Origin of the sequence: Streptococcus oralis subsp. dentisani (genome assembly GCF_002860905.1) — a bacterium.
Classification (GTDB): Bacteria; Bacillota; Bacilli; order Lactobacillales; family Streptococcaceae; genus Streptococcus; species Streptococcus oralis_BA.
In genome coordinates this window covers 429,029-450,530 of record NZ_PKIG01000001.1, presented here as the reverse complement: position 1 = coordinate 450,530, position 21,502 = coordinate 429,029, and the positions used below count along the sequence as shown (strand labels likewise).

24 protein-coding genes are annotated in these 21,502 nt (G+C 38.7%); all 24 read left to right on the top strand.

Annotated features, from left to right (window positions below; translation table 11 throughout):
• Positions 1–70 precede the first annotated feature (70 nt).
• The 24 genes from CYK16_RS02175 (at position 71) to CYK16_RS02065 (ending at position 21,492) form a co-directional block, all read left to right on the top strand.
• Complete coding sequence (locus CYK16_RS02175; protein ID WP_060805186.1) at positions 71–574, top strand: phosphatase PAP2 family protein; 504 nt, start codon at positions 71–73, stop codon at positions 572–574.
• A 113-nt stretch (positions 575–687) separates the two neighbouring features.
• Positions 688–1,134, top strand: coding sequence for a LytTR family DNA-binding domain-containing protein (locus CYK16_RS02170; protein ID WP_060805185.1), 447 nt, complete (start codon positions 688–690; stop codon positions 1,132–1,134).
• A 4-nt stretch (positions 1,135–1,138) separates the two neighbouring features.
• Entirely contained in the window at positions 1,139–1,813 is a 675-nt protein-coding gene (locus CYK16_RS02165) for a LiaF transmembrane domain-containing protein (protein WP_060805184.1), read from the top strand.
• A gap of 119 nt (positions 1,814–1,932) precedes the next feature.
• The gene (locus CYK16_RS02160) at positions 1,933–2,301 is read left to right on the top strand and encodes a hypothetical protein (RefSeq protein WP_101776602.1); all 369 of its coding nucleotides are present in this window, start codon (positions 1,933–1,935) and stop codon (positions 2,299–2,301) included.
• A 65-nt stretch (positions 2,302–2,366) separates the two neighbouring features.
• Complete coding sequence (locus tag CYK16_RS02155) at positions 2,367–2,876, top strand: XRE family transcriptional regulator (protein ID WP_257960378.1); 510 nt, start codon at positions 2,367–2,369, stop codon at positions 2,874–2,876.
• Positions 2,877–3,066: 190 nt separating this feature from the next.
• The gene (locus CYK16_RS02145; RefSeq protein ID WP_101776600.1) at positions 3,067–4,143 is read left to right on the top strand and encodes a replication initiator protein A; all 1,077 of its coding nucleotides are present in this window, start codon (positions 3,067–3,069) and stop codon (positions 4,141–4,143) included.
• On the top strand, positions 4,137–4,283 hold the full coding sequence (locus CYK16_RS10685) for a hypothetical protein (protein WP_180948731.1): 147 nt from the start codon (positions 4,137–4,139) through the stop codon (positions 4,281–4,283). The genes CYK16_RS02145 and CYK16_RS10685 overlap by 7 nt, the downstream gene beginning before the upstream one ends.
• Entirely contained in the window at positions 4,265–4,420 is a 156-nt protein-coding gene (locus CYK16_RS10680; RefSeq protein ID WP_000522391.1) for a hypothetical protein, read from the top strand. Before CYK16_RS10685 ends, CYK16_RS10680 begins: the two co-directional genes overlap by 19 nt.
• Positions 4,421–4,422: 2 nt before the next feature.
• A complete protein-coding gene (locus CYK16_RS02140) occupies positions 4,423–4,632 on the top strand; it encodes a helix-turn-helix transcriptional regulator (RefSeq protein WP_101776599.1) in 210 nt (69 codons plus the stop codon).
• 296 nt (positions 4,633–4,928) lie between these two features.
• Entirely contained in the window at positions 4,929–5,231 is a 303-nt protein-coding gene (locus CYK16_RS02135; protein WP_006155216.1) for a hypothetical protein, read from the top strand.
• Positions 5,232–5,249: 18 nt separating this feature from the next.
• Positions 5,250–6,059: an LPXTG cell wall anchor domain-containing protein gene (locus CYK16_RS02130; protein ID WP_101776598.1), complete on the top strand. Its 810-nt coding sequence runs from the start codon at positions 5,250–5,252 to the stop codon at positions 6,057–6,059.
• An 18-nt stretch (positions 6,060–6,077) separates the two neighbouring features.
• Positions 6,078–9,194 (top strand): SspB-related isopeptide-forming adhesin, encoded by a 3,117-nt coding sequence (locus CYK16_RS02125; RefSeq protein ID WP_101776597.1) that lies wholly within the window; start codon positions 6,078–6,080, stop codon positions 9,192–9,194.
• A gap of 76 nt (positions 9,195–9,270) precedes the next feature.
• Positions 9,271–11,820 carry an SEC10/PgrA surface exclusion domain-containing protein gene (locus CYK16_RS02120; protein ID WP_101776596.1) on the top strand — a complete coding sequence of 850 codons (2,550 nt, stop codon included), beginning with the start codon at positions 9,271–9,273 and terminating at the stop codon, positions 11,818–11,820.
• A 63-nt stretch (positions 11,821–11,883) separates the two neighbouring features.
• Positions 11,884–12,372, top strand: a complete 489-nt coding sequence (locus CYK16_RS02115; RefSeq protein WP_101776595.1) for a hypothetical protein — start codon at positions 11,884–11,886, stop codon at positions 12,370–12,372.
• A gap of 73 nt (positions 12,373–12,445) precedes the next feature.
• Positions 12,446–12,670, top strand: a complete 225-nt coding sequence (locus CYK16_RS02110; protein WP_000340303.1) for a hypothetical protein — start codon at positions 12,446–12,448, stop codon at positions 12,668–12,670.
• A gap of 27 nt (positions 12,671–12,697) precedes the next feature.
• A complete protein-coding gene (locus CYK16_RS02105) occupies positions 12,698–13,444 on the top strand; it encodes a hypothetical protein (protein WP_101776594.1) in 747 nt (248 codons plus the stop codon).
• 55 nt (positions 13,445–13,499) lie between these two features.
• Positions 13,500–13,907, top strand: a complete 408-nt coding sequence (locus CYK16_RS02100) for a hypothetical protein (RefSeq protein WP_101776593.1) — start codon at positions 13,500–13,502, stop codon at positions 13,905–13,907.
• A 15-nt stretch (positions 13,908–13,922) separates the two neighbouring features.
• Positions 13,923–14,396, top strand: a complete 474-nt coding sequence (locus tag CYK16_RS02095) for a hypothetical protein (protein WP_101776592.1) — start codon at positions 13,923–13,925, stop codon at positions 14,394–14,396.
• Positions 14,397–14,443: 47 nt separating this feature from the next.
• Positions 14,444–14,791, top strand: coding sequence for a PrgI family protein (locus CYK16_RS02090; RefSeq protein ID WP_006155160.1), 348 nt, complete (start codon positions 14,444–14,446; stop codon positions 14,789–14,791).
• The gene (locus CYK16_RS02085; RefSeq protein WP_101776591.1) at positions 14,751–17,105 is read left to right on the top strand and encodes a VirB4-like conjugal transfer ATPase, CD1110 family; all 2,355 of its coding nucleotides are present in this window, start codon (positions 14,751–14,753) and stop codon (positions 17,103–17,105) included. The genes CYK16_RS02090 and CYK16_RS02085 overlap by 41 nt, the downstream gene beginning before the upstream one ends.
• Positions 17,106–17,130: 25 nt before the next feature.
• Positions 17,131–19,767: a phage tail tip lysozyme gene (locus CYK16_RS02080; protein ID WP_101776590.1), complete on the top strand. Its 2,637-nt coding sequence runs from the start codon at positions 17,131–17,133 to the stop codon at positions 19,765–19,767.
• 18 nt (positions 19,768–19,785) lie between these two features.
• Positions 19,786–20,430 (top strand): hypothetical protein, encoded by a 645-nt coding sequence (locus CYK16_RS02075; RefSeq protein ID WP_101776589.1) that lies wholly within the window; start codon positions 19,786–19,788, stop codon positions 20,428–20,430.
• Positions 20,427–20,699 carry a type III restriction endonuclease gene (locus tag CYK16_RS02070; protein WP_101776588.1) on the top strand — a complete coding sequence of 91 codons (273 nt, stop codon included), beginning with the start codon at positions 20,427–20,429 and terminating at the stop codon, positions 20,697–20,699. Before CYK16_RS02075 ends, CYK16_RS02070 begins: the two co-directional genes overlap by 4 nt.
• Positions 20,653–21,492, top strand: a complete 840-nt coding sequence (locus CYK16_RS02065; RefSeq protein WP_101776587.1) for a hypothetical protein — start codon at positions 20,653–20,655, stop codon at positions 21,490–21,492. The genes CYK16_RS02070 and CYK16_RS02065 overlap by 47 nt, the downstream gene beginning before the upstream one ends.
• Positions 21,493–21,502: the final 10 nt, after the last annotated feature.

The following is a 21,502-nucleotide window of genomic DNA, read 5'->3' as shown; positions in this document are numbered from 1 at the left end:
TTTTTCTGCACTATACTAGAAGACAAGTGCTTCCCTATAAGCAAAATTTGAATAAGTGATGAGAAAATATATGAAAAATTATCAAGAATGGTATGACCACATTGCTGCTATTGCTAAAAATAAGCCCTTTCTTCTGAGCTTGTTAAGAGCTTTCAATCGGTTCATGACGGTAGTTATGCCTATAGTTTATCTGACCTTGTTAGCAACTACCTATCTCCAAGAAGGACTTGGGAAACAGGTCTTGATCTATGTGTTTATCCCTGCGTCAGGTTTTGTGATTTTGTCCTTTCTTCGTAAGAAAATCAATGCCCCTAGGCCTTATGAAGTTTGGGAAATTGTCCCGCTACTAGACAGAGATAGTCCTGGTCAGTCTATGCCCAGTCGTCATGTCTTTTCAGCAACCATTATCTCCATGGCTTGCTTGCATGCTAGTCTAACTATGGGGATGATTTGTTTGACCTTATCAGCCTTCTTGGGGCTAGTGAGAGTCTTAGGTGGAGTGCATTTTCCAAAGGATGTAGTAGTTGGTTATGCTTGCGGACTTGTGTGGGGTGTGATTTTCTTTCTATTTTGACCTGTAAGTTAAGATGGTCTTACAACCACTTACGTGCCTAAAGTAACCACTTGCTTTTTTGCTCTTGTTTTCTTATTTTGGCTTTGATATAGTAGAGTCAGAAAGGAGATGGAATGAAGTTACGAATCGAAATTGATAGCAATTTAGAGGAAACTGAAATTGTCATCAAGGCAGCGGCTTTGACAGATGAGATTGCGGATTTACAGCGCCTCTTGCAAGAGTCCAAGTCTCCTCGGTTGATTTTTTACAAGGGAACAGGTGAATATTATCTGGATCTGTCGGAAATTCTCTTCTTTGAGACAGAAGGGAACAAGATTTATGCCCATACCCAGAAAGATGCCTACGAGGTTCGGCTTAAACTCTATGAGTTAGAGTCTATCCTTCCTCGCTATTTTAGTCGGATATCCAAGTCAACAATCGCCAATATCCGGCAAGTTTACTCGGTGGACAAGTCCTTTTCAGGAACGGGCACCATTTCCTTTTATCAAACCCACAAGGAGGTTCATGTCTCACGACATTACCAATCCCTCCTAAAAGAAAATCTAAGAAACATGAGGTAAGAATATGAAAAAGAAAGCATTTGGTATTGTGTTGCTGGTTTTAGCAGCTTTAATATTATTACAAGGAAATTTTGGAATCCCTTCTCTGGGAGGGCAAATTTGGCCCTTGCTTGGTATTGTTTTTTTTGCCTACCAATCAGTTGAGGCTTTGCTTCGTCGTCATCTGACATCAGCCTCTTTTACAGCCCTAGTGGCCTTAATGATTGCCAACCACTTTTATGATATTTTACCGATTCCCAATCAGTCATTGTTCTGGGCAAGTATTTTAATCGTAATGGGTGTCAGCGCACTCACTCATTCTAACAGAACTTGGAACGGGAAAAAATGGTGGTATGATGGTAAAAAGACCATTCTTACAGATAAGGAAGTTGCTTTTGGGACAGGGACTTTCTACAAGCAAGACCAAGAATTGGTAGAAGACCAAGTTGAAGTTGGTTTTGGCAATGCAAAGATATATTACGACAACGCAGAGATGTTAGGTGATTTTGCTACTCTGGATATCGAAGTTGGTTTTGGGAATGCGGTTGTCTACGTGCCCCAACACTGGAGAGTAGATCTTAAGGTAGAGACATTCTGTGGAGTAGCTAAGGCAGATGCTCCTCTAGCTCCAACAAGTAAAACCTTGATTATCCGTGGAGATGTGGCTTTTGGGAAATTGGGAGTTGTTTACGTTAAATAAAAAAATCTTCCCTAAGTGTCTAGAGTTTTGGGAAAGTGAAAAATTAAATATCATATAACTTGAGAGAGTGAGAAAATCGCTCTCTTTTTTCGTTGCAAAAATTAAAGAAAGGAGAAAAAATGTCAGATAATATTGAAATTGTTATGGATATTGATTCGTTAGAAATTTTCGATGTAATAGATCTTGATAAGAATGAAAATATGGTTGATTGTATCCCTGAAGGAAATTCTGATGAAAAAGTATCTGTATACGATGATCTCAATAGAGTTTGGCTTGGAGATGGCTATTACTATAGACCTTCTAGTCTTCTCTGGAGAGTTATGAAAGATGATGTTATTCATGAATTAAAGTCCAGAAATAAACATGGCAGTTATCCTTACTCAAGAAGAGCGAGAGATGGAACTTGGGGACAAACTAGCCAATTGACTCAGGATGAAGCCTTGTGGTTGACTCTAGAGTTTAATCCAGAATTGATGGGATATGTGTAGGGGAAAATAAAAGGGCTTAGAGAGTGAGGAAATTTAGGGTGCTCCAAAATCGTTTAAAACTTTTAATGGTTAAAAAACATAAAACAATAAAACAAGTCAGTCAAGAAACAGGAATTAAAAAAGGTTCTCTAGAAATGTACGTTTTAGGTAGAGATATTATGGGTGATGATCTTACTATTCTCGCTCGCTATTTTGAAACCAACACCTCCTATCTATGTGGAATTTGGGATCTTATGGCCGATGAAAAACATTTTAGTCATTTCAGGAAGTTATTTAGAGATAAGAGTTACTACTATATACCAGATATTAGTGATATTTTCGAGGATTTGGATAACTGTTTCTATAATTTTTGGATACAGGCTATAGAATTTACGGTTTTAGAAAATAATTTCAAAGCTGAAAAATTTTTCAAAGCATTAATATTTAAGGAAAAGGATGATTGTGTTTTTATTACCATTTCAGATAAAGATGTTATCAAGTCTTTAGAATGTTACAACAGTATTATTCGATATCATTATCCTGAAGGCGGGGAATACACTCCGATATTATCTTTTAAAGGTAATACCATAGAATAAACCAGTATGTAGAAAGGACACACATATGACAAGACAGGAGTTAATTCAAGAAATAATGTCTTTGAGACAGTTGACAAGCCATGAAGCAGATGTAGTTATTTCACTGTTAGAAAGACAAAAGATGATTACTTTCACACCACAAAATCAGCTTGCGTGTAATCTGAACTCATTCCAGGTGGGGTATTGATTTATGGCATATGGAAGAAAAAGTTTAATTCAAATTCAAGCTACAGAGATTCATTATCAGCTTCCTAAAGTCTTGGTTGGAACAACTTATTATCAAAAATTATGTGCTGAAGCAAAATTTGTCTACATGTTAATCAATGATCGCTTGAAATTATCACTTCAAACCGCTAAAGATACTGGAAATTTTGTGGATAAAAATGGTGATGTATATGTCATCTATCCGAATAATGAACTATGTCAAGATACTGGTTACGGGAAGGATAAAATTATCAAGTTGAAGAAAGAATTGATTAAATATCACTTGCTTGATGAGGAACGTCAAGGCATGAAACAGCCTAATAGATTGTATCCGAAAAATGTAGTTTCAGATCCAGAATTATTGAAGATGTCTTTTGAAATAGCTCCAAGTCCTTGGGAAATCTATGAACTCGGAAATACCGAAATCAAGAACTCGGAAATACCGAAATCAAGAACTCGCCAAAGCCGAAATCAGGAACTCGGAAATACCGAACCAAGTAATAATAATCTAATTAAGAATGATAAAAGAGATTACGATACTAATCGATACGAGGGCGAGTCATCTTTATCTGAATTATCAATTTCTGAAGCATTCAAAATGGGACAACATGGTTTTCTTTCTCCTCAACTAGTTCAGAAACTCAGTTTGTTTGGAAAAGAGGCAAAAATTCTTGAAAATAAAATCTATCAAGCAAAACGCCAAGTTGAGAAGAATTACAACAACCTCTTAGCTGATCAGGAAATTTATGGAGAGGTTTGGCTGCAAGATCTTGAACGTGAGCTTGATAAATTGATTTTCAAAATTAAAACAGGAGAGGCTGAAGGAAAATCAATCCAGAATGTCCCAGCCTACTTCTACAAAATGATGATTCGCTTCTGGAAAATGGCACTGCTTATCGAAAAAGAACATGGTTTCCTGGAACTATCAGGACAAAGTGAGCACGCTAGAAAATTCCCTGATGAGTGCCCTAGTCTGATTGCATACTATTATCCAGATAAACTGTCGGAGACGAAACTCAATAGCTATTTATCAGAATTGTCTAAGGGAGTTGAAACATGTTAAAAGATGAATTTAGACCAATTGATGGTAAAGTGCTAACGATAGGTCGTAACCCGAAGGAGAAAATCTACATGGTTCCTAAAGCTGTTTTTGATTTACCGAAAAAAGAAAGAGGATTGATTTCATGGGATTGTTTAAGCTAGGGTTAATGATTATATTCGTCATCGGTTTATTATTGCTCTTTGGTTGTACTATTGGCAAAGTTATAAAGGAAGTGGATAATGCTTCTTTGCTGGATGATGAAATACTATCAAGTCCAAATGATGAAGGAGACAAGTAGATGTGAGGAAACAAACACAAAATCGTATTAAAGAATTACGAAAGCAGTCTAGACTGTCTCAGCAAGCCTTGGCTGATCAGATAGGAGTATTTCGTAACACCATATCGAACTGGGAAACAGGATATAGTCAGATAAGTCTTGAAAATGCTAAAAAAGTAGCAGAATACTTTGGGGTAACCATTGAATACCTGTTAGGATCAGAATCGGACTAAACCTAGTAAAGTTAAATCTATATTGACCGAGAAGTCATTAAACTACAGACCTTTGAAAACTGAATACAAGGCTTGCCCTGATACAGCGTGGCTATGGATAAAAAAGAAACGGGGGCGAGTAGCAAACTAGAAAAGGATATCTAGTCCAGCCACTGAACGAAAAAGCATGACAACTGTCATAAGCTGAAGGAGTAAGGGTTACTAGACTATAAACCCAGCGTATAAAATACCGATGTAAAAATACGTTTTTACACAGCACGGCGTAAATTTCGCCTTTCAACTTCAAGGAGAAATCTATGATAGATGAAATAACGGTCAGCCTAAAGGACTTAAAAGTTTTAGGAAAACAAGGAGGTGCGACGGCTCGTTTAGAGGACGGCACAGACCTTATCCTGAAGCCAGACTATGCAGTCAAACAGGCTAAAGGATACGTAGACGGTCTTTTAAGGGATGTTGAATTTCATTTGCCTTATAAAAAGGTTTATGATCAAATTCGCACTATTAAGAGAGATGCTCAAGTTATAGCTCGAAAAGTTAAGACACCATCAGGAATGGAACTTCGTTTAACTGGAAGAGGTTATAATCGCCAAACTAAATAAAGAAAAGGAAAAATCAAAATGAACAAGAAAAATGTATTAGCTGCACTAGCACTTTCAACTATCGCACTTGCACAAGCTGGTTATGTATCAGCAGACGAGCTTGCACCAATTGATTCTTCTGCTCCAGCGACAGAAGTTGTTACGCCAACAACACCTAGCGCTTCAACAGAAACAGAGGCACCAGCAACTCAGCCAACAGAGCCTTCAGTTACTCCAGTTGACCCAACAACGCCAAGTGTACAAGACAAAGACAACGCAGGAAGTCTTGACGGGGTATCAACAGATAAACCAGCAACTTCTGATCAGCCACAGGACAAGGATAATGCAGGTAGCCTTGATGGTGTACCAACACCATCAGATAAACCACAAGACAAAGACAACGCAGGAAGTCTTGACGGAGTGACAACAGATAAACCAGCATCTTCAGACAAGCCACAGGACAAGGATAATGCAGGTAGCCTTGGAGTCCCAGCTGAAAAGCCAAAAACAACTGATCAAGCGAACCAGCAAGGTAAGTCACAAATTGGAACTACTTCAAGCTCAACAGGACAGGTGGTTCACGATGTGATAAAAGATCCTGTTGAAACAAATACAGGAGTTGCAATTGTCAGCACTCAAAATGGTAACGTAGTCCTTTCGGATGGTTCTGTAGTGGCTCCAGAAGAAGTTGGCGGAACAGTTAACGAAGATAAGACTATCTCTGTTACTGACAAAGATGGCAAGCTCAAAACACTCCCAAATACAGGGACAGCAGAAAGCATTCTGGGTGCAATCGGCGGCTTATTGCTTACAGCAGTGAGTTATTTTTACAAGAAACAAGTATTTTAATTAAAGGAGAAAAGAAAAATGTTAAAATCAAATGAATATAAGACTTATGGTTCAATCCGTAAAACAAAAGTTGCAGGAGCTTGTGGAGTAATCTTGGCGCTTGCTATGTTAGGTATGGCGTTTAATGGTACTGTATCGGCTGATGAAGTAAAACCTACTACACCTGTTGCTGTAGAAAAGAAAACAGAAGTAGAAGTTCCGATCTCACATGAAAATCTTGACAAAGCTGTAGCAGAAGCTAAAGACGCAGGTGTAAAGGTTGAAGTTGGAGCTGTTCAGGACAAAGGTGTTGCAACCTCTGAAACAGTCGCAGAAAAGCAAAAAGAAATTGAAGCTGATTATGCGAAACAGGAAAAAGAAGTCAAAGCCGTGACTGATAATTATTCTTCTAAGGTAGATAAAACTACTAAAGAACGTGAAGTAATTGAAAAAGAAAACAAGGATAAACAAGAAGCGTATGACAAAGCTGTAACGGATCATAAAGCAGAAGTCAAACGTATTGAAGCTGAAAATAAAGCTATTCTTGCTGACAATGCTAAAAAAGAAGCTGAAACCAAAACTGAAAATGAGCGTATCGCAAAGGACAACGCTACAAAAGAAGCTACCTACAACAAAAACGTAGCAGACCAAAAAGCCTACAATGAAAAGGTTGAAAAGGACAATGCTGATTTAAAAGCCGATTATGACAAAAAACAAGCAAAATATGAAAGCGATCTTGCTAAGTACAACAAAGAAAAAGAAGAACTAGCTAAGAAGGGCGTAAAAGCTGAAAAACCTCATATCACGCTTTATGGCGATTATGACAATAGCAAACGTGGTAGTGTGGGGTACTACAGTAGCTTAACAGCTTCATTTGAAGGTGTTGACGGTTTAACTGCTGTAAAAGACTATATTGGATTGCACTCTGACACAACCATTAGTGGAAGTCGTGCGAACCTACTTGCGAAAAATCCTGACTATTTTGCTGAAATCGTAAATCCAAAAGCAGGCGATTCATTCACGCTTCATAATGTTGCTGAAAGTAAAGATGGGAAGAAAATTTCTGCTAAGTTTACTTTCAATAGCGCAGAAGCTGAGTGGGTTAAAAATGGGAAACCATTAAGTGATACAAGAATCTATATTCGCAAAGACAATGGAAGTGGTTCTATCAACTTTCTTTACGGAAACCTAGTTCAATTTGATACAAAAATTGATTTGTTTTATGAAAAAACAAATAAGAACGCTGTGACTGCGATTGCAACTACTTTCAATGACATTGACTACGGCCAAGAATTGCGATTTACTTATCAAGACGGTTCAGAAGGCATTGTCCTTAACCCTAGCGGTTCAGAAGTTAAGAAAATCACTCGTGATGGTAAAGAATACTACAAGGGCGAACATAAATTGGCTTATGAAAGTGATCATCCTTCAATGGGGGTTAAAAAAGGTGATTTGTATTATGCTAATGTAGGTGATGAAAGTGATATTCCACTTGGTTCGCTTCTTTCTGTAGGATACGGTTCTACTTTAAACTTTGCTTACCATAATGGGCAAGGGGTTCATAGTGAAGAAGAAATTGACGGAAAACGAGCAGAAGTAATCAGACAAAATGGTGGTAAGAGCCTAGCAGACAAGGACATTTTCTATAAAGACGGTTGGGCTGTTGGTATCTTTGGTAAAGCGAGTGCAACTGTTCCTGTTACTATTTTAACTAATCCTCCTGTTAAGCCTGAATTGAAGCAAAAGGATACTAAAGAAATTCCTAAGCCTAAATTGGAAAAACCAAAAGAGTTTGTGCCTCGTACAACACTTCCAACTCCCCCAGCACCAACTCCTCCAGAGAAGAAGAAAATCCCTGAAATGCCTGTTGTTCCAACTGTAAAAGTGAACTATTCACGCTTGCGTGTTACTCCTTCAACTCCAAAACCTAAGAAGGCTATTACAGATAACTACGCAAATAATATCAATGGTGCAAACACATTTGATAAAAATGTGAAATTCAGTTTGACAACTGACTACAAGCCATATTCAACATTTACTGCTGATTCTAAGACTTATGGTAAAACATGGGCTATGGCAGATGATGTTCAAGATGGTGCTTACATGGTAGATGACAGCAAAATCACTATGAAGGATTCTACTGGTAAAGACGTTAAAGCGCTCTTTAATATGTACCATATTCTTTCTGAGAAACAACGTACAAAAGAAATCCAAAGTATTTTGAAAGAAGCTGGTTTGAATCCTAAAGGCGAGTTCTACCTTTGGGTAGCGAAAGATTCTGCTTCATTCTATAAAAACTATGTGAAACCAATTAAGAATATCACGATTGAGCTTCCTGCTCGTTTGTTGGTAGAAAAAGGCAAAATTGTGAAAAACGATTTCCATCAAATTGACTTTGGAAATGCCTTTATTTCTAACTTGGTAACTGTTCAAGTTCCTGACTTGAAACCTGAAAAACACGCTTTGGATCACAAAGATAACTCTAAGGTTCGTGACGGTCAAGAAATTCAAATTGGCGAATACCTACGTTATCTTCTTGACGGAGTAACCGTGCCTTCTAAACACGATACACTTTACCAATATGACGGTATTGATATGCTTGACTTGAAGCATGACAGATACACAGGTAATTGGTCTGGTGTCATTCGTGGTAAAGAATACGTTGCAGAAAAAGAGCTTACATTGCCTTATGATGTAGTCTTGTCTGACGGTAAAGTGGTTAAGGCAGGAGACAAGATTGCTAAAGGTAGCTCTTATGCGTTCCAATTTGAGTTCAACCAAAGCACAAACTCAGACTTTATCAAGAAAATTGTTAAAGTAACATGGAACGAAAAAGACGGTAAGTGGGCTTACACTATTGACAAAGATTTCTTGAACTCTCTAGGTGTTAAAGGTACGTTTGACGCTGATTTCTATATCGAAGTTGAACGTATCGCAAGTGGAGAAATTGAAAACAAATTCGTGAACATTGTGAACGGTCAAGAAATGGTAGCGAAGGTAACAACTCATACTCCTGAACAACCTAAACCACAAGAACCGAAAAAACCAGCTTTACCGAATACTGGAACAGCTTCTAGTATGCTTGGATTCGTTGGTACTGGTATCTTGTCTATGCTAGCACTAGTTGGTTTGAAGCGTAAGAAAGAAGTGGAATAAAATAGATTAGTGCGCTGCAAAGGTGGTAGAGTAACAGGAACTGCCACCTTTTTTTAAAAGTAGATAGGAAAATAAAATGAAAAAAACTGTACAACTAACAGTTGGAGTAGCATCAGCCCTTGCTCTAGGTTTAGGAGTTACGAACGTACACGCAGAAGAAGTAACAACAGTAGCGCCAACAACTACCGACCAAACTGTTTCTAAGGAAGAAACAAAACCAGAAGTCAAAAAGGAAGTCACAAAAGGTCAAGTTGACGAAGCAAAGGACAAACTTGATAAATCTACTAAGAAAGTAGAAGAAGCACAAGCTAAGAAAAACCAAGCGCAGACTGAAAAAGACCAAGCACAGACCGAAAAGGATAATGCTCAGTCTGAAGTAGATAAGGCGCAAGAAATCAAGGACGAAGCTACACCAGAAAACATTGAAAAGCAAAAGCAAGAAGTTGCCAATGCTGAAACTGGTAAGGGTAATGCTGAAAAGCAAGAAAAAAATGCTAAGAATGACCTTGACAAAGCTAAACAAGTAGCAGCAGACCAAGAAAAAGTGGTTAAGAAGTCTGAGGACAAGGTAGAAAGTGCTGAAACTGAGGTCAAAGACGCTCAGACTAACGTAAATAACGCACAAGCAATCCTTGACGGTACAGGACAAGCACAAGTTATCGCTGAAAAGGATAACGCTGAAAAAGCGCAAGCACAAGCGCAAACTAGTGTATCAAACGCTGAAAATTCTTTGACGCAAGCCAAGGCTGATGATAAGGAACTTGCTGATGATATTTCAAGCACTCAGAAAGAGTTGACACAAGCTACTGACACCGTAGCAAGCACTCAAACAGTCTTGACGAATGCAACCAGTAAAGCAGAACAGACCAAGGCCAATCTTGAAAAAGCGCAAGATACGTTTGTTAAGTCAGAGAGTGACTACAAATCAATTAACACTTTCCAAGTTACTGATGAATATGTTAATGCCTTGAAATCCTATGTAAATAATCCTTATAGCATTTTGGATGAACCTACTAAGTGGGACGAGCATGATGAAAAAGCTAGAGAAAATTTGAAAAAAGTAAATCAATCTAATGTTGATTTAAACAATTTCAAATCTAATTCTAGTGATAAAACGATTGCTGTAAATGTTAATCATTTGACAGATGAGCAAAAGATAGAACTTTCAAATTTTGCAAGTGGTCTAATAAACCAAGTTCGTGAACGTTTTGGAACTCCAAAAACAGTAGTAACTAAGGGAATGATTGATGTTTCAGACAAAATTACTGCTGGATATGTGGCAGATAATTGGGAATTTGGAGCAGGGCATCATAACAAACTTATCAATCGGATTGCACGTGAATATGGCTTACCTGCTATTGATGATGAATCTGGACAAACTTTAGAAAATTTGAATAGTATCAATAGTGGTACTGAAGTTGAGAATATGGATGATGCAAAAAGATGGATTTATCAAAGTCTTAATTCTCTTCTATTTAATGGTTGGGAGTGGTTACATGCTCAAAGTATTACAGGATTGACTAGCCAAGGGGCAAACAAAGAGTATTTTGCATTAGGACTGTCTAGTGGAACTGGACGAACTAGCGCTCATTTCTTGTCTGTATCAGATAAAGATGTATCTGGCAACAAGCTAGATAAGACTGAAATACCTAACGCTAAATCAGCAGAAAACATTGTAAAAGCCTACAATACTGCTAAAGCTACTCTATTAAATGCTCAGACTGAAAACTCTAAGGCGCAACGTGAGAAAACAAGTGCCACAACAGAGAATGTCAAAGCTAAAGCGAAACAAGCGACTATTGAGAAACGCTTGAATACTCTTAAAGCGACACCGCTTAAAACACCGACTGCTGAACGCAATCTTGCAAATGCAAAAGACACGCTCGCTAGTGCGAACAAGCGCTTAGAAAATGCTAAAAAAGCACTAGAGGCCTTGACTGCTGATGTTAAAATCAAGCAACAAAACCTTGATAAAGCGAAACAAGAACTTGCTAATAAGCAAACTGCCCTTACTAACGCTAAAAACAACCTAGCAACTAAGAAAGCTAAGTTGGAAGAGTTGAAAACTCTAATCAAGATCGCCGAGAAAAATCTGGCGCTATCTAAAGAGAAAGTAGCACAAGCAACTAAAACTCTTGAACAAGCCAAGGCTGACCTTGAAAACTTGCTCAATGCAGAGCCTAACTTAGTTAAAGCTAAGAAAGCCCTTGCTCAAAAAAAAGCTACTCTTAAAGAGAAAGCAACTGCCTTGAAAGAAGCACAAGCTATCCTTGATAAGTTGTTGCAAGAGCAAAAAATCGACCAAGACGCCTATGACAAACTCTTTGCCTTGTATAGCGCACAAGTAGAAGCTAAACGTTTAGCTGACCTTGAAGCACAGAAACAAGCAATTCTGAATGCTGGAGAGACACCTTTAGAAGTTTATGATGAAACAGGTAAACTTGTGTCTTATGTAGCACAAACTAAAACTGTAAATACTCAATTACCTGTTTCTTATAACTATTCTTGGAACAAAAAACAAGAAACGAGTTTGCCAAATACAGGATCAGCAGCAAGCATGCTTCCAGTTGTGGGAATGATTTTGGGATTATTGAGTCTTGCAGGTCTTCGTAAGTATAAAAAATAGAACATCTAGAAATTCCCCCTCATCTATGGTATAATGAAGCCATAAAAAAGAGGGGGAAGAGAGATGAGAAAGGACACGAAAATGGATGCACATGTGACTAGAAGTGGATACAGATACTATACCCCAACTAAAACAAAATCAGAAGTAACCAAACCTGAAGAAGAGAAGAAGTGGAAAAAAGGCCTGCGTTGGCTAGGAAAAGCCCTCTGGTCAGGAGTAAAGAACCTACCGAGTGTGATTGCGAGAGCTGCCGTTTTGATGGTTGCGACTCCACTCATGTTTCTCCTCTTTATCTTTAATCTGATTAAGAGCTTGATTGCGACAGCAATTGGTTGGTTTGTGTTTAAGATTGTAGTTTCATTTTTAGTAGTATGCTATTGGGCATTTCTGACAAAAGAAGGTACTATTCCATCCGAAATAGAAACCTGGTATACTAACTGGGTATTGCCTGAAGGTGTTCCAATCTATCACTGGTGGGAAACGACCATCATCGTTGTCTTAGCTGTAATTACAGCCCTCTCTCTAACCTTTCGTCCAGAGGATGAAATATAGTATTAAATAAACAAAGTAGGTACTAGGAATCTTTCTTAGTACCTTTTTTATAAAAGAAAGTGAGAAAAAAATAATGGATGCAGTTGTAGATTTTATTAACAAAATTGGGAATATCGGTGGGATTATCGGTATTGGTTGGGCCGCTTGGGGTGCCTGGGACTTAGCAGTAGGAATCAAACGTGAATTGGATGACAAGAAGGATAAAGGGATTCAAAGTTTGATTTTAGGCGCTCTTCTTGGTGCCGTCCTAAAAGCCCTCTTTACAGCTTTGGCAACAGGTCTTCAATCTCTTGGTTAGGATGATGAAGAAAGAGGAGGTGGTTTCATGAACCAATCCACACTTGATCAACTAACCATGAGTCTGAAGGACTATAATGTGACAGCTTATGAATTGATGGAAACTATTTCGGGTTCGATGGAGAAGGTAGCCATTTTGCTTCTTCTCCTTTTTATGGGGATCAACCTCATGAACTGGCACCAGCATCTTAAAAGCAATGGTGGAGAGCTGTCTTTTCAGCTTTGGATTGAAGAAATCCTCAAGTATGCTATTGCACTCTTTTTTATCCTCTATGTGGATGCAATTTTTGATGCCTTGTCATGGTTGTTCAATGTTATCATTAAGTTAGTAGCTAAAAATGCTACAGATCCTTTCAGTTCTGAGGCACCAGATTTTAAAGGCTTAGGTGCTATGGAAAAATGGTTCTTTAAGATTATTTATGGGGTTGTTGATTTTGTCGGTCAGATATCGACTAAGTTGTTGATCTTGTTGCGCTCTTTTACACTTTACACGTATAAGGGAATCGCTAAAATTATTGTCGCTTGTTACATGGTGGATAGCTTACGTCCGATCTGCCTCGGTTTCTTTAAGCTCTATGCTGCTGCTGTCCTTCAGGGCTTGATTTTAGTGGTTGTGATCATGCTTTACCCAGCTATTGTCACGAATGATCTCTTGACAGTTGAGAAAACTGGAGCTTTTATAACTGCGTTAGTTGCGATAGCTAAAGGAATTATTTACATTGTCATACTCTTTGGCAGCCAACGTATGGCCAAGAATATCATGCAGGTGAACTAGGATATGGTATAATAAAAGGAGAATGAGTGATGATTGAAAGGAGTATAATAATCCTATGAGATCTACTATAAAAAATTATTATGAAAGGTGGACGAAACGGCATGAACGCCGATACAAGGAAGCCTTGAATTACTATAAAAAGCAGTCAAAAGAGTCATTGTTAGCAGAATTGACAGAGCTGGAAATAAAAAAAGAGAGAGCTTCTCGTAGCTGGAAATTGTTGGTAGGTCTCGTATTAACGATTATTTTTTCGGATGATTTGAAACGCCTTCTTGCGATTTTATTCTCACCTCTAACAGGCGTACCTACCAAGGAATTGAACGAAAGTGTATTACTGAGTATCATTATAACACTGTTTATAGTTTTGTTATTTTTGACTATTTTAGTTTATAATTTTAGTTACTCGTTGGTATTAAGACGGTATCTCATTTTAAAACGTTACATAGAAGAACATCATACCTGAATATAGGAGACGAACTTGTATAGAAATCGATTTTTTGAAGTATTAGAAAGCCCTTATACACCTTATATTGCAGTAGAGTTAATCTACGCAATAGTTACCATTTGGTTTAATATCAGTCTTGGTAATTTGAATAAGCAACTAACACATCATTTTGATATTGATAAAATGATAACTCGGAAAGATGTGACGATTGCTTCACATGTTATGTCATATAAGGATAATTCCTCTTGGAACTATTTACTATTTGGTATTGTGTTGATTATTATCGGTTTTATGATACCTATAGTTTATTCAGTGATAAATAAGTCTAGTTATAAAATAGAAACAATCAAAAATTTTATTTGGTTTATTATCGTCATAGTTTCAGTGGTTAATTTCTTTTTAATTACTTCAATTTCGAAAGCTCTATTAAGTCCGATAATTATAGCAACTTTAATAGTGTGCGCAGTAGGAGCAATATTTGGAACTTTTGCAATTTCTAACACTTAAAAGTATAAGGCAGCCATTATGGCTGTTTTTTTAATGAAAGGAATAGAATGACACGTTTAGGCAGTGAATTTTTAAAGGCTTTAGATAGCTACGAAAGGCCAGTTTTAGGGTATATGACACTGAGACAGTTAGTGCTACTATTTGGTATCGCATTGACAGTAGTTGTCACCACCATCCTCTATTGGCTGAAGGCACCTGATATAATCCTTTATGGCGTTGATATTTTATTATTAGCGCCTTTTGTTATTTTCGGGTGCTATATTGATGAAAAAATTAAAGATGAAGTTCGTTTCCTTTTGACTAAGCAGGAACGCTCTTATCAGACAGATTATGACAGAAAGGAATATACAAGAAATGAATTTATTCGGCCGAAAGAAAACCCCGAAACTCTCTAAGGAAGAACGGGAACGGGCCAAACGTTTAAGACGTACCATGACGGCATCTACACAGAATAGTCTTAATTATCAATGGTTGATGCCTGATGGGCTCATGAAAATTACAAATGATCAATTTTCAAAGACCTATCGCCTAGGTGATACCAGCTATATTACTGCAACAGATGATGAGCGAATTGATATCATTGAAACAAGCGCTGATATTTTTAATTCGCTGGATATTGACAATGATATGCAGCTCTTGATCTTGAATCGTCGAGTAGAAAGCAATAGCTTATCTTCTATCCGCTATGATTTGGTTGGGGATGGATATGACGATTATCGTAAAGAGTACAATGCGATGATCAATGATCGTTTCTCTCAGGAACAAAATACCTTCAAGGTGGAAAAATATCTGACGATTACTACCCAAACAGACCAGGATCATCAAGCTAGAAGAATCCTAGATGATACAGCCAGCGTGATTGAAAGTCAATACAGTGGCTTAGGAATCTCCTTTAAGGAGTTAGAGGGATTAGATCGTCTTCTTATCTTCCGAAAACTCTTGAGGCGAGAAGGTTTTATTGATTTTAACTATGAAGACATCGCTATTTCTGGATTATCTACCAGGGACTTTGTAGCTCCAAACTATCTGAAGTTTGAAAAAGATCATATGAAAATTGATGATTGTTTCGCAAGGGTGATGTATGTTAGACAATATCCTACCTTCTTGAATGACAAACTGATCAAGAATATCCTGGATACAGGAATTGAATTGGCTATCAGTCTGCATGCGAAGCCCTATGATACTGCAGATGCCCTGAAGAAAATCAAGACAGTTAAGTCAAGTGTACGCAGGGAAATGATCAAAAGTCAGAAGGCTGCAGCAAAAGAAGGATATGGAAGTGACCTGGCCGTTGGTGGGAAGGCTGTGGAGACATCTCGTGAAACAGAGAAATGGACTGAAGAACTCCAGGACAATGACCAAAAAATGTTTTCAGGTGTGATGACGATTTTCTTCATGGCTGACACTCTGGAAGAGTTGAATATCTACACAGAGCAGGTTCAACGATCTGTCCGTAAGAATACGGTAGAACTGGATAAGTGTTACTTGTACCAGGAAGAATCCTTGAATACGATTCTACCGATTGGGATTCCATTTATCAACGTAAAACGCCGTTTTATGAGAGATATGACTACTAGTAACTTGGCCACACAAGTCCCATTTACTAACGTAGATCTTCGATCTAGCAGTCCACGTGCAATTTATTATGGCCAGAATCAGCTATCTAAGAACGCTATCACAGTTGACCGTAAGAAAGACTTGAATACAGGTTCAGGTTGTATCTTTGGGACTTCAGGATCAGGAAAGTCTGTTCTTGCTAAAGGAGGAGAGATTATTCCTACAACTCTACGTTACCCTGAAGATAATATTATTATCGTCGATCCTGAAGATGAGTACACTGGTATTGGTCGAGAATTGGGTGCAGAAATTATCACAATCGCTCCTGGGTCGCAACATCACTTTAACTTGTTGGATCTTCCTGATAAGGATAAACTGCAGGCAGAAGATAGTGACCCGATTGGCCAAAAATCAAACCTCTTATCAACCTTGTTTGAGAATATATTCTCTGAAGTATCAGACGATGAATTTGCGATGATTGACCGTGTAACGAGAAAGACTTATGAGGAATTTGAAAAACCAACATTTAAGGATTGGCAATCAGTTTTAGAACGTCAACCTGAAGATGTAGCCAAGGAGCTGGCGCTGAAGGCAGAACCTTATACTGTCGGTTCAAACGATATCTTTGCTCACCCTACAAATGTCAATATGAATAGTCGCTTTATTATCTTCAATCTCAAGCAGTTGAGTGGTAAATTGAAGCCATTCGCCCTCCTGGTGATTCAGGACTTCATCTGGAACCAGGTAGTCAATAATCAAGGAAAAGCTATTACATGGTTGTACTTTGATGAGTTGCAGCTATACTTTAAAAATAAGCTGCAAGCAACCTTCTTTACAGAACTATACTCACGTATTCGTAAGTACGGGGCTATTCCAACAGGGATTACACAAAACCCAGAGACTGTTTTATCTACAGAGGAAGGTAGAAAGCTAGTTGCAAACTGTGAATTTCTAGCCCTCCTGAAGCTGAAACGGACAGACCTAGAAGCCCTGGAGCAGGTCATCCCTCTTACGCCTTCGCTGGAGCGATTTGTCTTGCGACCAAAAGCAAAAGGTACAGGTTTGATTGTGGCTGGAGATACGATTGTTCCATTTGAAAATCCTATCCCTAAAGATACTAAACTGTATCAATTGGTTGCGACGGATAGTTAAAAAATAGAAAGAGAGGTGATTTCTTTTGTTTGAAAGTGATCCCAATCAATTAAAACAGGAGCGTAAGAGGAGAATCAAAGAAGGATCATCCCTCAATAATAAAAAAGCTCCTAAAGAAGCACGTTTAGACTCAAAAGTTGCATTTAAAGAAGCTAAGAAGAATTATCGCTTAGCGAACAAAAATTATAAACTACATAAAGGACCTCAAGCAACAGCTAGGGGTCTTTTCTTTAAGCAACAACGTGATCGAGCAAAGTTGGAAAAACAAATTGCCACAACGCTCTATAAACGAGCTAAAAAGGCTGATGACAGTTATATTCCTAACCGACTGAAGAAACGTGCAAAACAAAGCGCCCGAATGAAAGTGAGACACGACGTTGAGAAGACGGTCAGAGATAATGAGATTCTTGGAGACTGGGTTCAGGCGAGGCAAAATATTCGTCAATTTAAGTACCAGGTAAACGCCTCTAAAAGAGCGTTAAATGCTGTAGGTAAATTATCCAAGTATTCAATCAAGCACAGCTATGGACAACTCAATAGGAGCTATAATTTCATCAGAGGGCGAGGATATACTCGGACACCAAAAGAGTTCTCCTGGGAAGGAAAACTCAGCCAAAAAATGAAACAGGCCAGAAAGCGACTTGCACGTTCAAAGTTTGGGAAGGTGTCAAGAGGGACAGGAAAGGTTTTGAAGGTTGCGACAAAGCCCCTGCGTTCCATCTTATCTAATCCTTTAGCTGTCAAGTCCTATTTCTTAATGTTCCTCATCTTTGCAGTATTTGGGATATTTATGTCTGTTTTTGGAGGAAGTGGTCCAGTCCAACAAAATGAATTTGACTTGAACAAATCCTGGCTTCAAATCAGTAAACGAGATCGAGAGAAGTCCAATGATAAGGTAGACTATTGGACAAACATCGATGACATGATTTTTTTCATGAACTTTCGCTACGGTAGCGATTGGAAACCAGAAAGTAACTGGAATGAGGGGACTGGTGGTGAATGGGCTGGGGCGTTAGGTTTTAATCACTATTCCGATGCCTTGAATGATCTTTGGAATCATTTGAATGATGATCCTCACAACTTGAAAAAGATGGTTGACTTATATGGTCCCTCGTCAGATTTAAAGTGGACTAAGTTGAGTGATAGCGAGCTAGAAGAGTATAAAGAGCTAGAGGAGTTGACTAAAGAGGTTGGTCGATACCCCTCTTATCAAGAACTAGCTAACCCTTTTTACCAGGAGGACGATCCTTCTTATCAAGCCCCTTTAGTTATCCTGAAGCGGTTTGGTTATACCTCTAAGAGTGAAATTTATGAAAAAACACAACTGAAAGCTTCCACAGGGCAAGCTATAAGAGCTCCTATTGATGGTAAAGTCAGTGTGACAGATGATACTACTGTATCAATAAAAACTGATAAAGCTATCTTTACTTATGAAGAGGTAGGAAATGTCCGTGTTTCTGATGGTGACCAGGTCAAAGCTGGAGACGAGGTTGGAAAGGTAACGACAAATGGTTACCAAGTCATTCAGTATCAAAAACTGGAGGAAAAAGAGACAAAGGATAAGAAAGAAAAGTGGACATCAGTCAATCCAGGCTTTTACTTTCAATCTGTCACGTACAATCAGACAACCTCAGTCATTACTACACTTGATGGCGATTTGGGGCAAAAATCACGAGCGATAAAAGACTACTTGAAGCAAAAGCTCCCAGCGCTAACAGATAATGGTTTGGCAGCCATGCTTGGGAACTTTGCAACAGAAAGTAATATCAATCCTAAACGTGCCGAAGGAGATTATCTTAGCCCACCAGTAGGGGCTGATTCTTCTTCCTGGGATGATGAGTCCTGGTTAGCTATAGCAGGACCTGCTATTTATAACGGGAGATACCCAAACATTCTTCATCGAGGTTTAGGATTGGGACAGTGGACAGATACAGCGGATGGCTCTACGAGACATACTCTATTATTAAACTATGCAAAATCTAAGAATAAAAAGTGGTATGATTTAGAACTGCAGTTAGATTTTATGTTAGAGGGAGATAGTCCCTATTATGTCACTGAATTAACATCAATTCTGACTAGCACAGAAGACGTAGCAACACTTACAGAGCGTTTTTTGGTCAACTGGGAAGGAAATTCTGGAGACAAGGTCATAGAGCGCCAAAATAATGCTAAACAGATCCATGCCTTTCTTACACAACAAGTTAGAGGAGGCGGTGCCTTAGCATCCTCCTGGGATTTCCCTGCAGAGTATCAGTCGAAAGTTGAGCGCCCTCCTACACAGGCTTCTATGACCACACAACAAGGAAGTGGCTACCCAGTTGGTCAATGTACCTGGTATGCGTATAATCGTTTAGTCGAGCTAGGAACAATTACAGACTTATCAGGATCCTATGGTTACCTTGGCAATGGTCAGGATTGGGTAACAAGCCTGGTCGCAAAGGGATGGAAGTATAGCACGTCGCCAACGAAAGGAGCTGTTGTGTCAGTTCTAGGTGGATTTGGTGGGACACCAGGTGGATATGGGCATGTTGCGATAGTGGAAGCTGTAAACTCCGACGGATCATTCCTTGTTTCGGAATGTAATGTCCGAGGAGTACAGGATAAGGTCCATTTTTCTGTCCTCTATCCAGCTTACTACTATACATTTGCGACACCGAATTAAAAAGAAAGAAGGTAAATCATGAAAATGATAGATATGGAGAAATTAAAACTCCTTAAAATAGGGGGAATTTTTATAGGAGCTGTATTAGTTCTGGGACTCGTATTCTGGATTGGTGCAGCAACCTCAGCGCAAAATAAAGCTAAACAGGAAGCTGAATCCACGCAACAAGAAACCAAAGCAGAGGGAAGCGAACTAACTCAAGAATATGTAAAGGAATTTTTGACGGCTTACTTCAATAAGCAGGATCTTGGAGAAAATAGAAATCGCTATTTACCCTATATGACAGAAGCTGCTTACAATCAGGAAGTGAACTCTGAAGAAGAACCATCGGTACAAACCTACAAGGGCTATGTAGTGGATACACAGATGAAGTCTTCAACCATCTACATCGATAAAGAAAACAATGTTGCCTTAGCTCAAGTGAGATACACTCAGACACAGTTACAGAAGAAGTATGATTATACAAACGCCCAAACAAACGTAGGCTCTTCAAGAACCATACGGATTCGCTTCAGCAAGCAAGATGGGAAATACCTGGTAAATCATATTGACCCCATTTTGATTGTGGATAGCTTGAACGCCAGCGAAAAGGCGAGTATTCCATCATTAAACAAACCAAGCACTAACCAAACACAAAGTACAGAAGGGAAAAAGGAAGAATGACAAAATTAGAAACTTTGGAAAAACAAAAACAGAAAGCAGAAGACCGCTTAGCTGATTATATGACCAAGGCCAAGAAGGAAGAAGAGAAATTAAAGGATCTAGAAACTCAAATCATTCTGGCCAAACATGAGGAACGGTCAAACTACTTGGCTAAACATAATTTAACCTGGGCTGATATTGAAACAGCTCTTGCTGAAGGAAAATTGAAAGGAGCTGAAAAACATGTACCGTCTGACCAATCTGACACAAAACACGACCACAACGTATAAGAATCGAGACCTTGTGTATCAAGCCCTGGAGCGAGAAAATGCCAAGGTTAAACATCAGGAGGCAGAGGCTGTTTTATTGGTAGAAGAATTGGATAAAAAGAATGTAGTGATTTACCAAGAAGATGTCTATTTGCCGTTTGAGGGAATCGCAGACAGCCTCTTCCTGAAGCCTGGTACGTTGAATAACCAGGAGGCTGCACCAAAAGAAACAAAATCCTCTTTCTTTAAGCGCCAGACTAAAACAAAACATCTAGAGAAGACTCCTGAAGAGAAAGCTGAAGCCTCTTCAATGAAACATGAAACTCCCAAACCTCGCCCCTCTTCTAAGCGCTCTTTTGGGGCGTTTTTAGGAAGAGTTTTGGTGTTATTGGGTCTAGTAGGAAGTCTGACACTTGCTGGCTTATCACTTACGCTAGTTTACCATCAAGAAAAGCAACTCACGGCCGTATCCGAGGAACTTTCAAATCTAAAAACCATTCAGTCAAAAACAGGGGAACTAGATGCCTTTTCTCGTTACTTTTTGCCAGCCTTTTACTCTGATAAAGGGAAAATAGCTGATTTCGTAGCTCCTCAATTAACGTTAGATAGACAAGCAGGTCAACTGCAGTCTGTGATTTTGGAATCTAGCTCGATTGTTGATGAAGCAACTTATCAGCTAACCTATGTAGTAGCCGTGAAAGACGGTGAGAACAGAAGTCAGAAACGCTTGGTAGTTACTGTAAAGGAAGAACCTTCAGCACCTTACGGATTCCAGGTTATTGCCAAGCCAGAACTATCCAATTATCCTAAATAAAGGAGGTCTT

What these genes read in the sequence shown, in the direction of transcription:
- CYK16_RS02175 (WP_060805186.1), top strand. Translation starts at nt 71, where the DNA reads ATGAAAAATTATCAAGAATGGTATGACCACATTGCTGCTATTGCTAAA.
- CYK16_RS02170 (WP_060805185.1), top strand. Translation starts at nt 688, where the DNA reads ATGAAGTTACGAATCGAAATTGATAGCAATTTAGAGGAAACTGAAATT.
- CYK16_RS02165 (WP_060805184.1), top strand. Translation starts at nt 1,139, where the DNA reads ATGAAAAAGAAAGCATTTGGTATTGTGTTGCTGGTTTTAGCAGCTTTA.
- CYK16_RS02160 (WP_101776602.1), top strand. Translation starts at nt 1,933, where the DNA reads ATGTCAGATAATATTGAAATTGTTATGGATATTGATTCGTTAGAAATT.
- CYK16_RS02155 (WP_257960378.1), top strand. Translation starts at nt 2,367, where the DNA reads ATGGTTAAAAAACATAAAACAATAAAACAAGTCAGTCAAGAAACAGGA.
- CYK16_RS02145 (WP_101776600.1), top strand. Translation starts at nt 3,067, where the DNA reads ATGGCATATGGAAGAAAAAGTTTAATTCAAATTCAAGCTACAGAGATT.
- CYK16_RS10685 (WP_180948731.1), top strand. Translation starts at nt 4,137, where the DNA reads ATGTTAAAAGATGAATTTAGACCAATTGATGGTAAAGTGCTAACGATA.
- CYK16_RS10680 (WP_000522391.1), top strand. Translation starts at nt 4,265, where the DNA reads ATGGGATTGTTTAAGCTAGGGTTAATGATTATATTCGTCATCGGTTTA.
- CYK16_RS02135 (WP_006155216.1), top strand. Translation starts at nt 4,929, where the DNA reads ATGATAGATGAAATAACGGTCAGCCTAAAGGACTTAAAAGTTTTAGGA.
- CYK16_RS02130 (WP_101776598.1), top strand. Translation starts at nt 5,250, where the DNA reads ATGAACAAGAAAAATGTATTAGCTGCACTAGCACTTTCAACTATCGCA.
- CYK16_RS02125 (WP_101776597.1), top strand. Translation starts at nt 6,078, where the DNA reads ATGTTAAAATCAAATGAATATAAGACTTATGGTTCAATCCGTAAAACA.
- CYK16_RS02120 (WP_101776596.1), top strand. Translation starts at nt 9,271, where the DNA reads ATGAAAAAAACTGTACAACTAACAGTTGGAGTAGCATCAGCCCTTGCT.
- CYK16_RS02115 (WP_101776595.1), top strand. Translation starts at nt 11,884, where the DNA reads ATGAGAAAGGACACGAAAATGGATGCACATGTGACTAGAAGTGGATAC.
- CYK16_RS02110 (WP_000340303.1), top strand. Translation starts at nt 12,446, where the DNA reads ATGGATGCAGTTGTAGATTTTATTAACAAAATTGGGAATATCGGTGGG.
- CYK16_RS02105 (WP_101776594.1), top strand. Translation starts at nt 12,698, where the DNA reads ATGAACCAATCCACACTTGATCAACTAACCATGAGTCTGAAGGACTAT.
- CYK16_RS02100 (WP_101776593.1), top strand. Translation starts at nt 13,500, where the DNA reads ATGAGATCTACTATAAAAAATTATTATGAAAGGTGGACGAAACGGCAT.
- CYK16_RS02090 (WP_006155160.1), top strand. Translation starts at nt 14,444, where the DNA reads ATGACACGTTTAGGCAGTGAATTTTTAAAGGCTTTAGATAGCTACGAA.
- CYK16_RS02085 (WP_101776591.1), top strand. Translation starts at nt 14,751, where the DNA reads ATGAATTTATTCGGCCGAAAGAAAACCCCGAAACTCTCTAAGGAAGAA.
- CYK16_RS02075 (WP_101776589.1), top strand. Translation starts at nt 19,786, where the DNA reads ATGAAAATGATAGATATGGAGAAATTAAAACTCCTTAAAATAGGGGGA.
- CYK16_RS02070 (WP_101776588.1), top strand. Translation starts at nt 20,427, where the DNA reads ATGACAAAATTAGAAACTTTGGAAAAACAAAAACAGAAAGCAGAAGAC.
- CYK16_RS02065 (WP_101776587.1), top strand. Translation starts at nt 20,653, where the DNA reads ATGTACCGTCTGACCAATCTGACACAAAACACGACCACAACGTATAAG.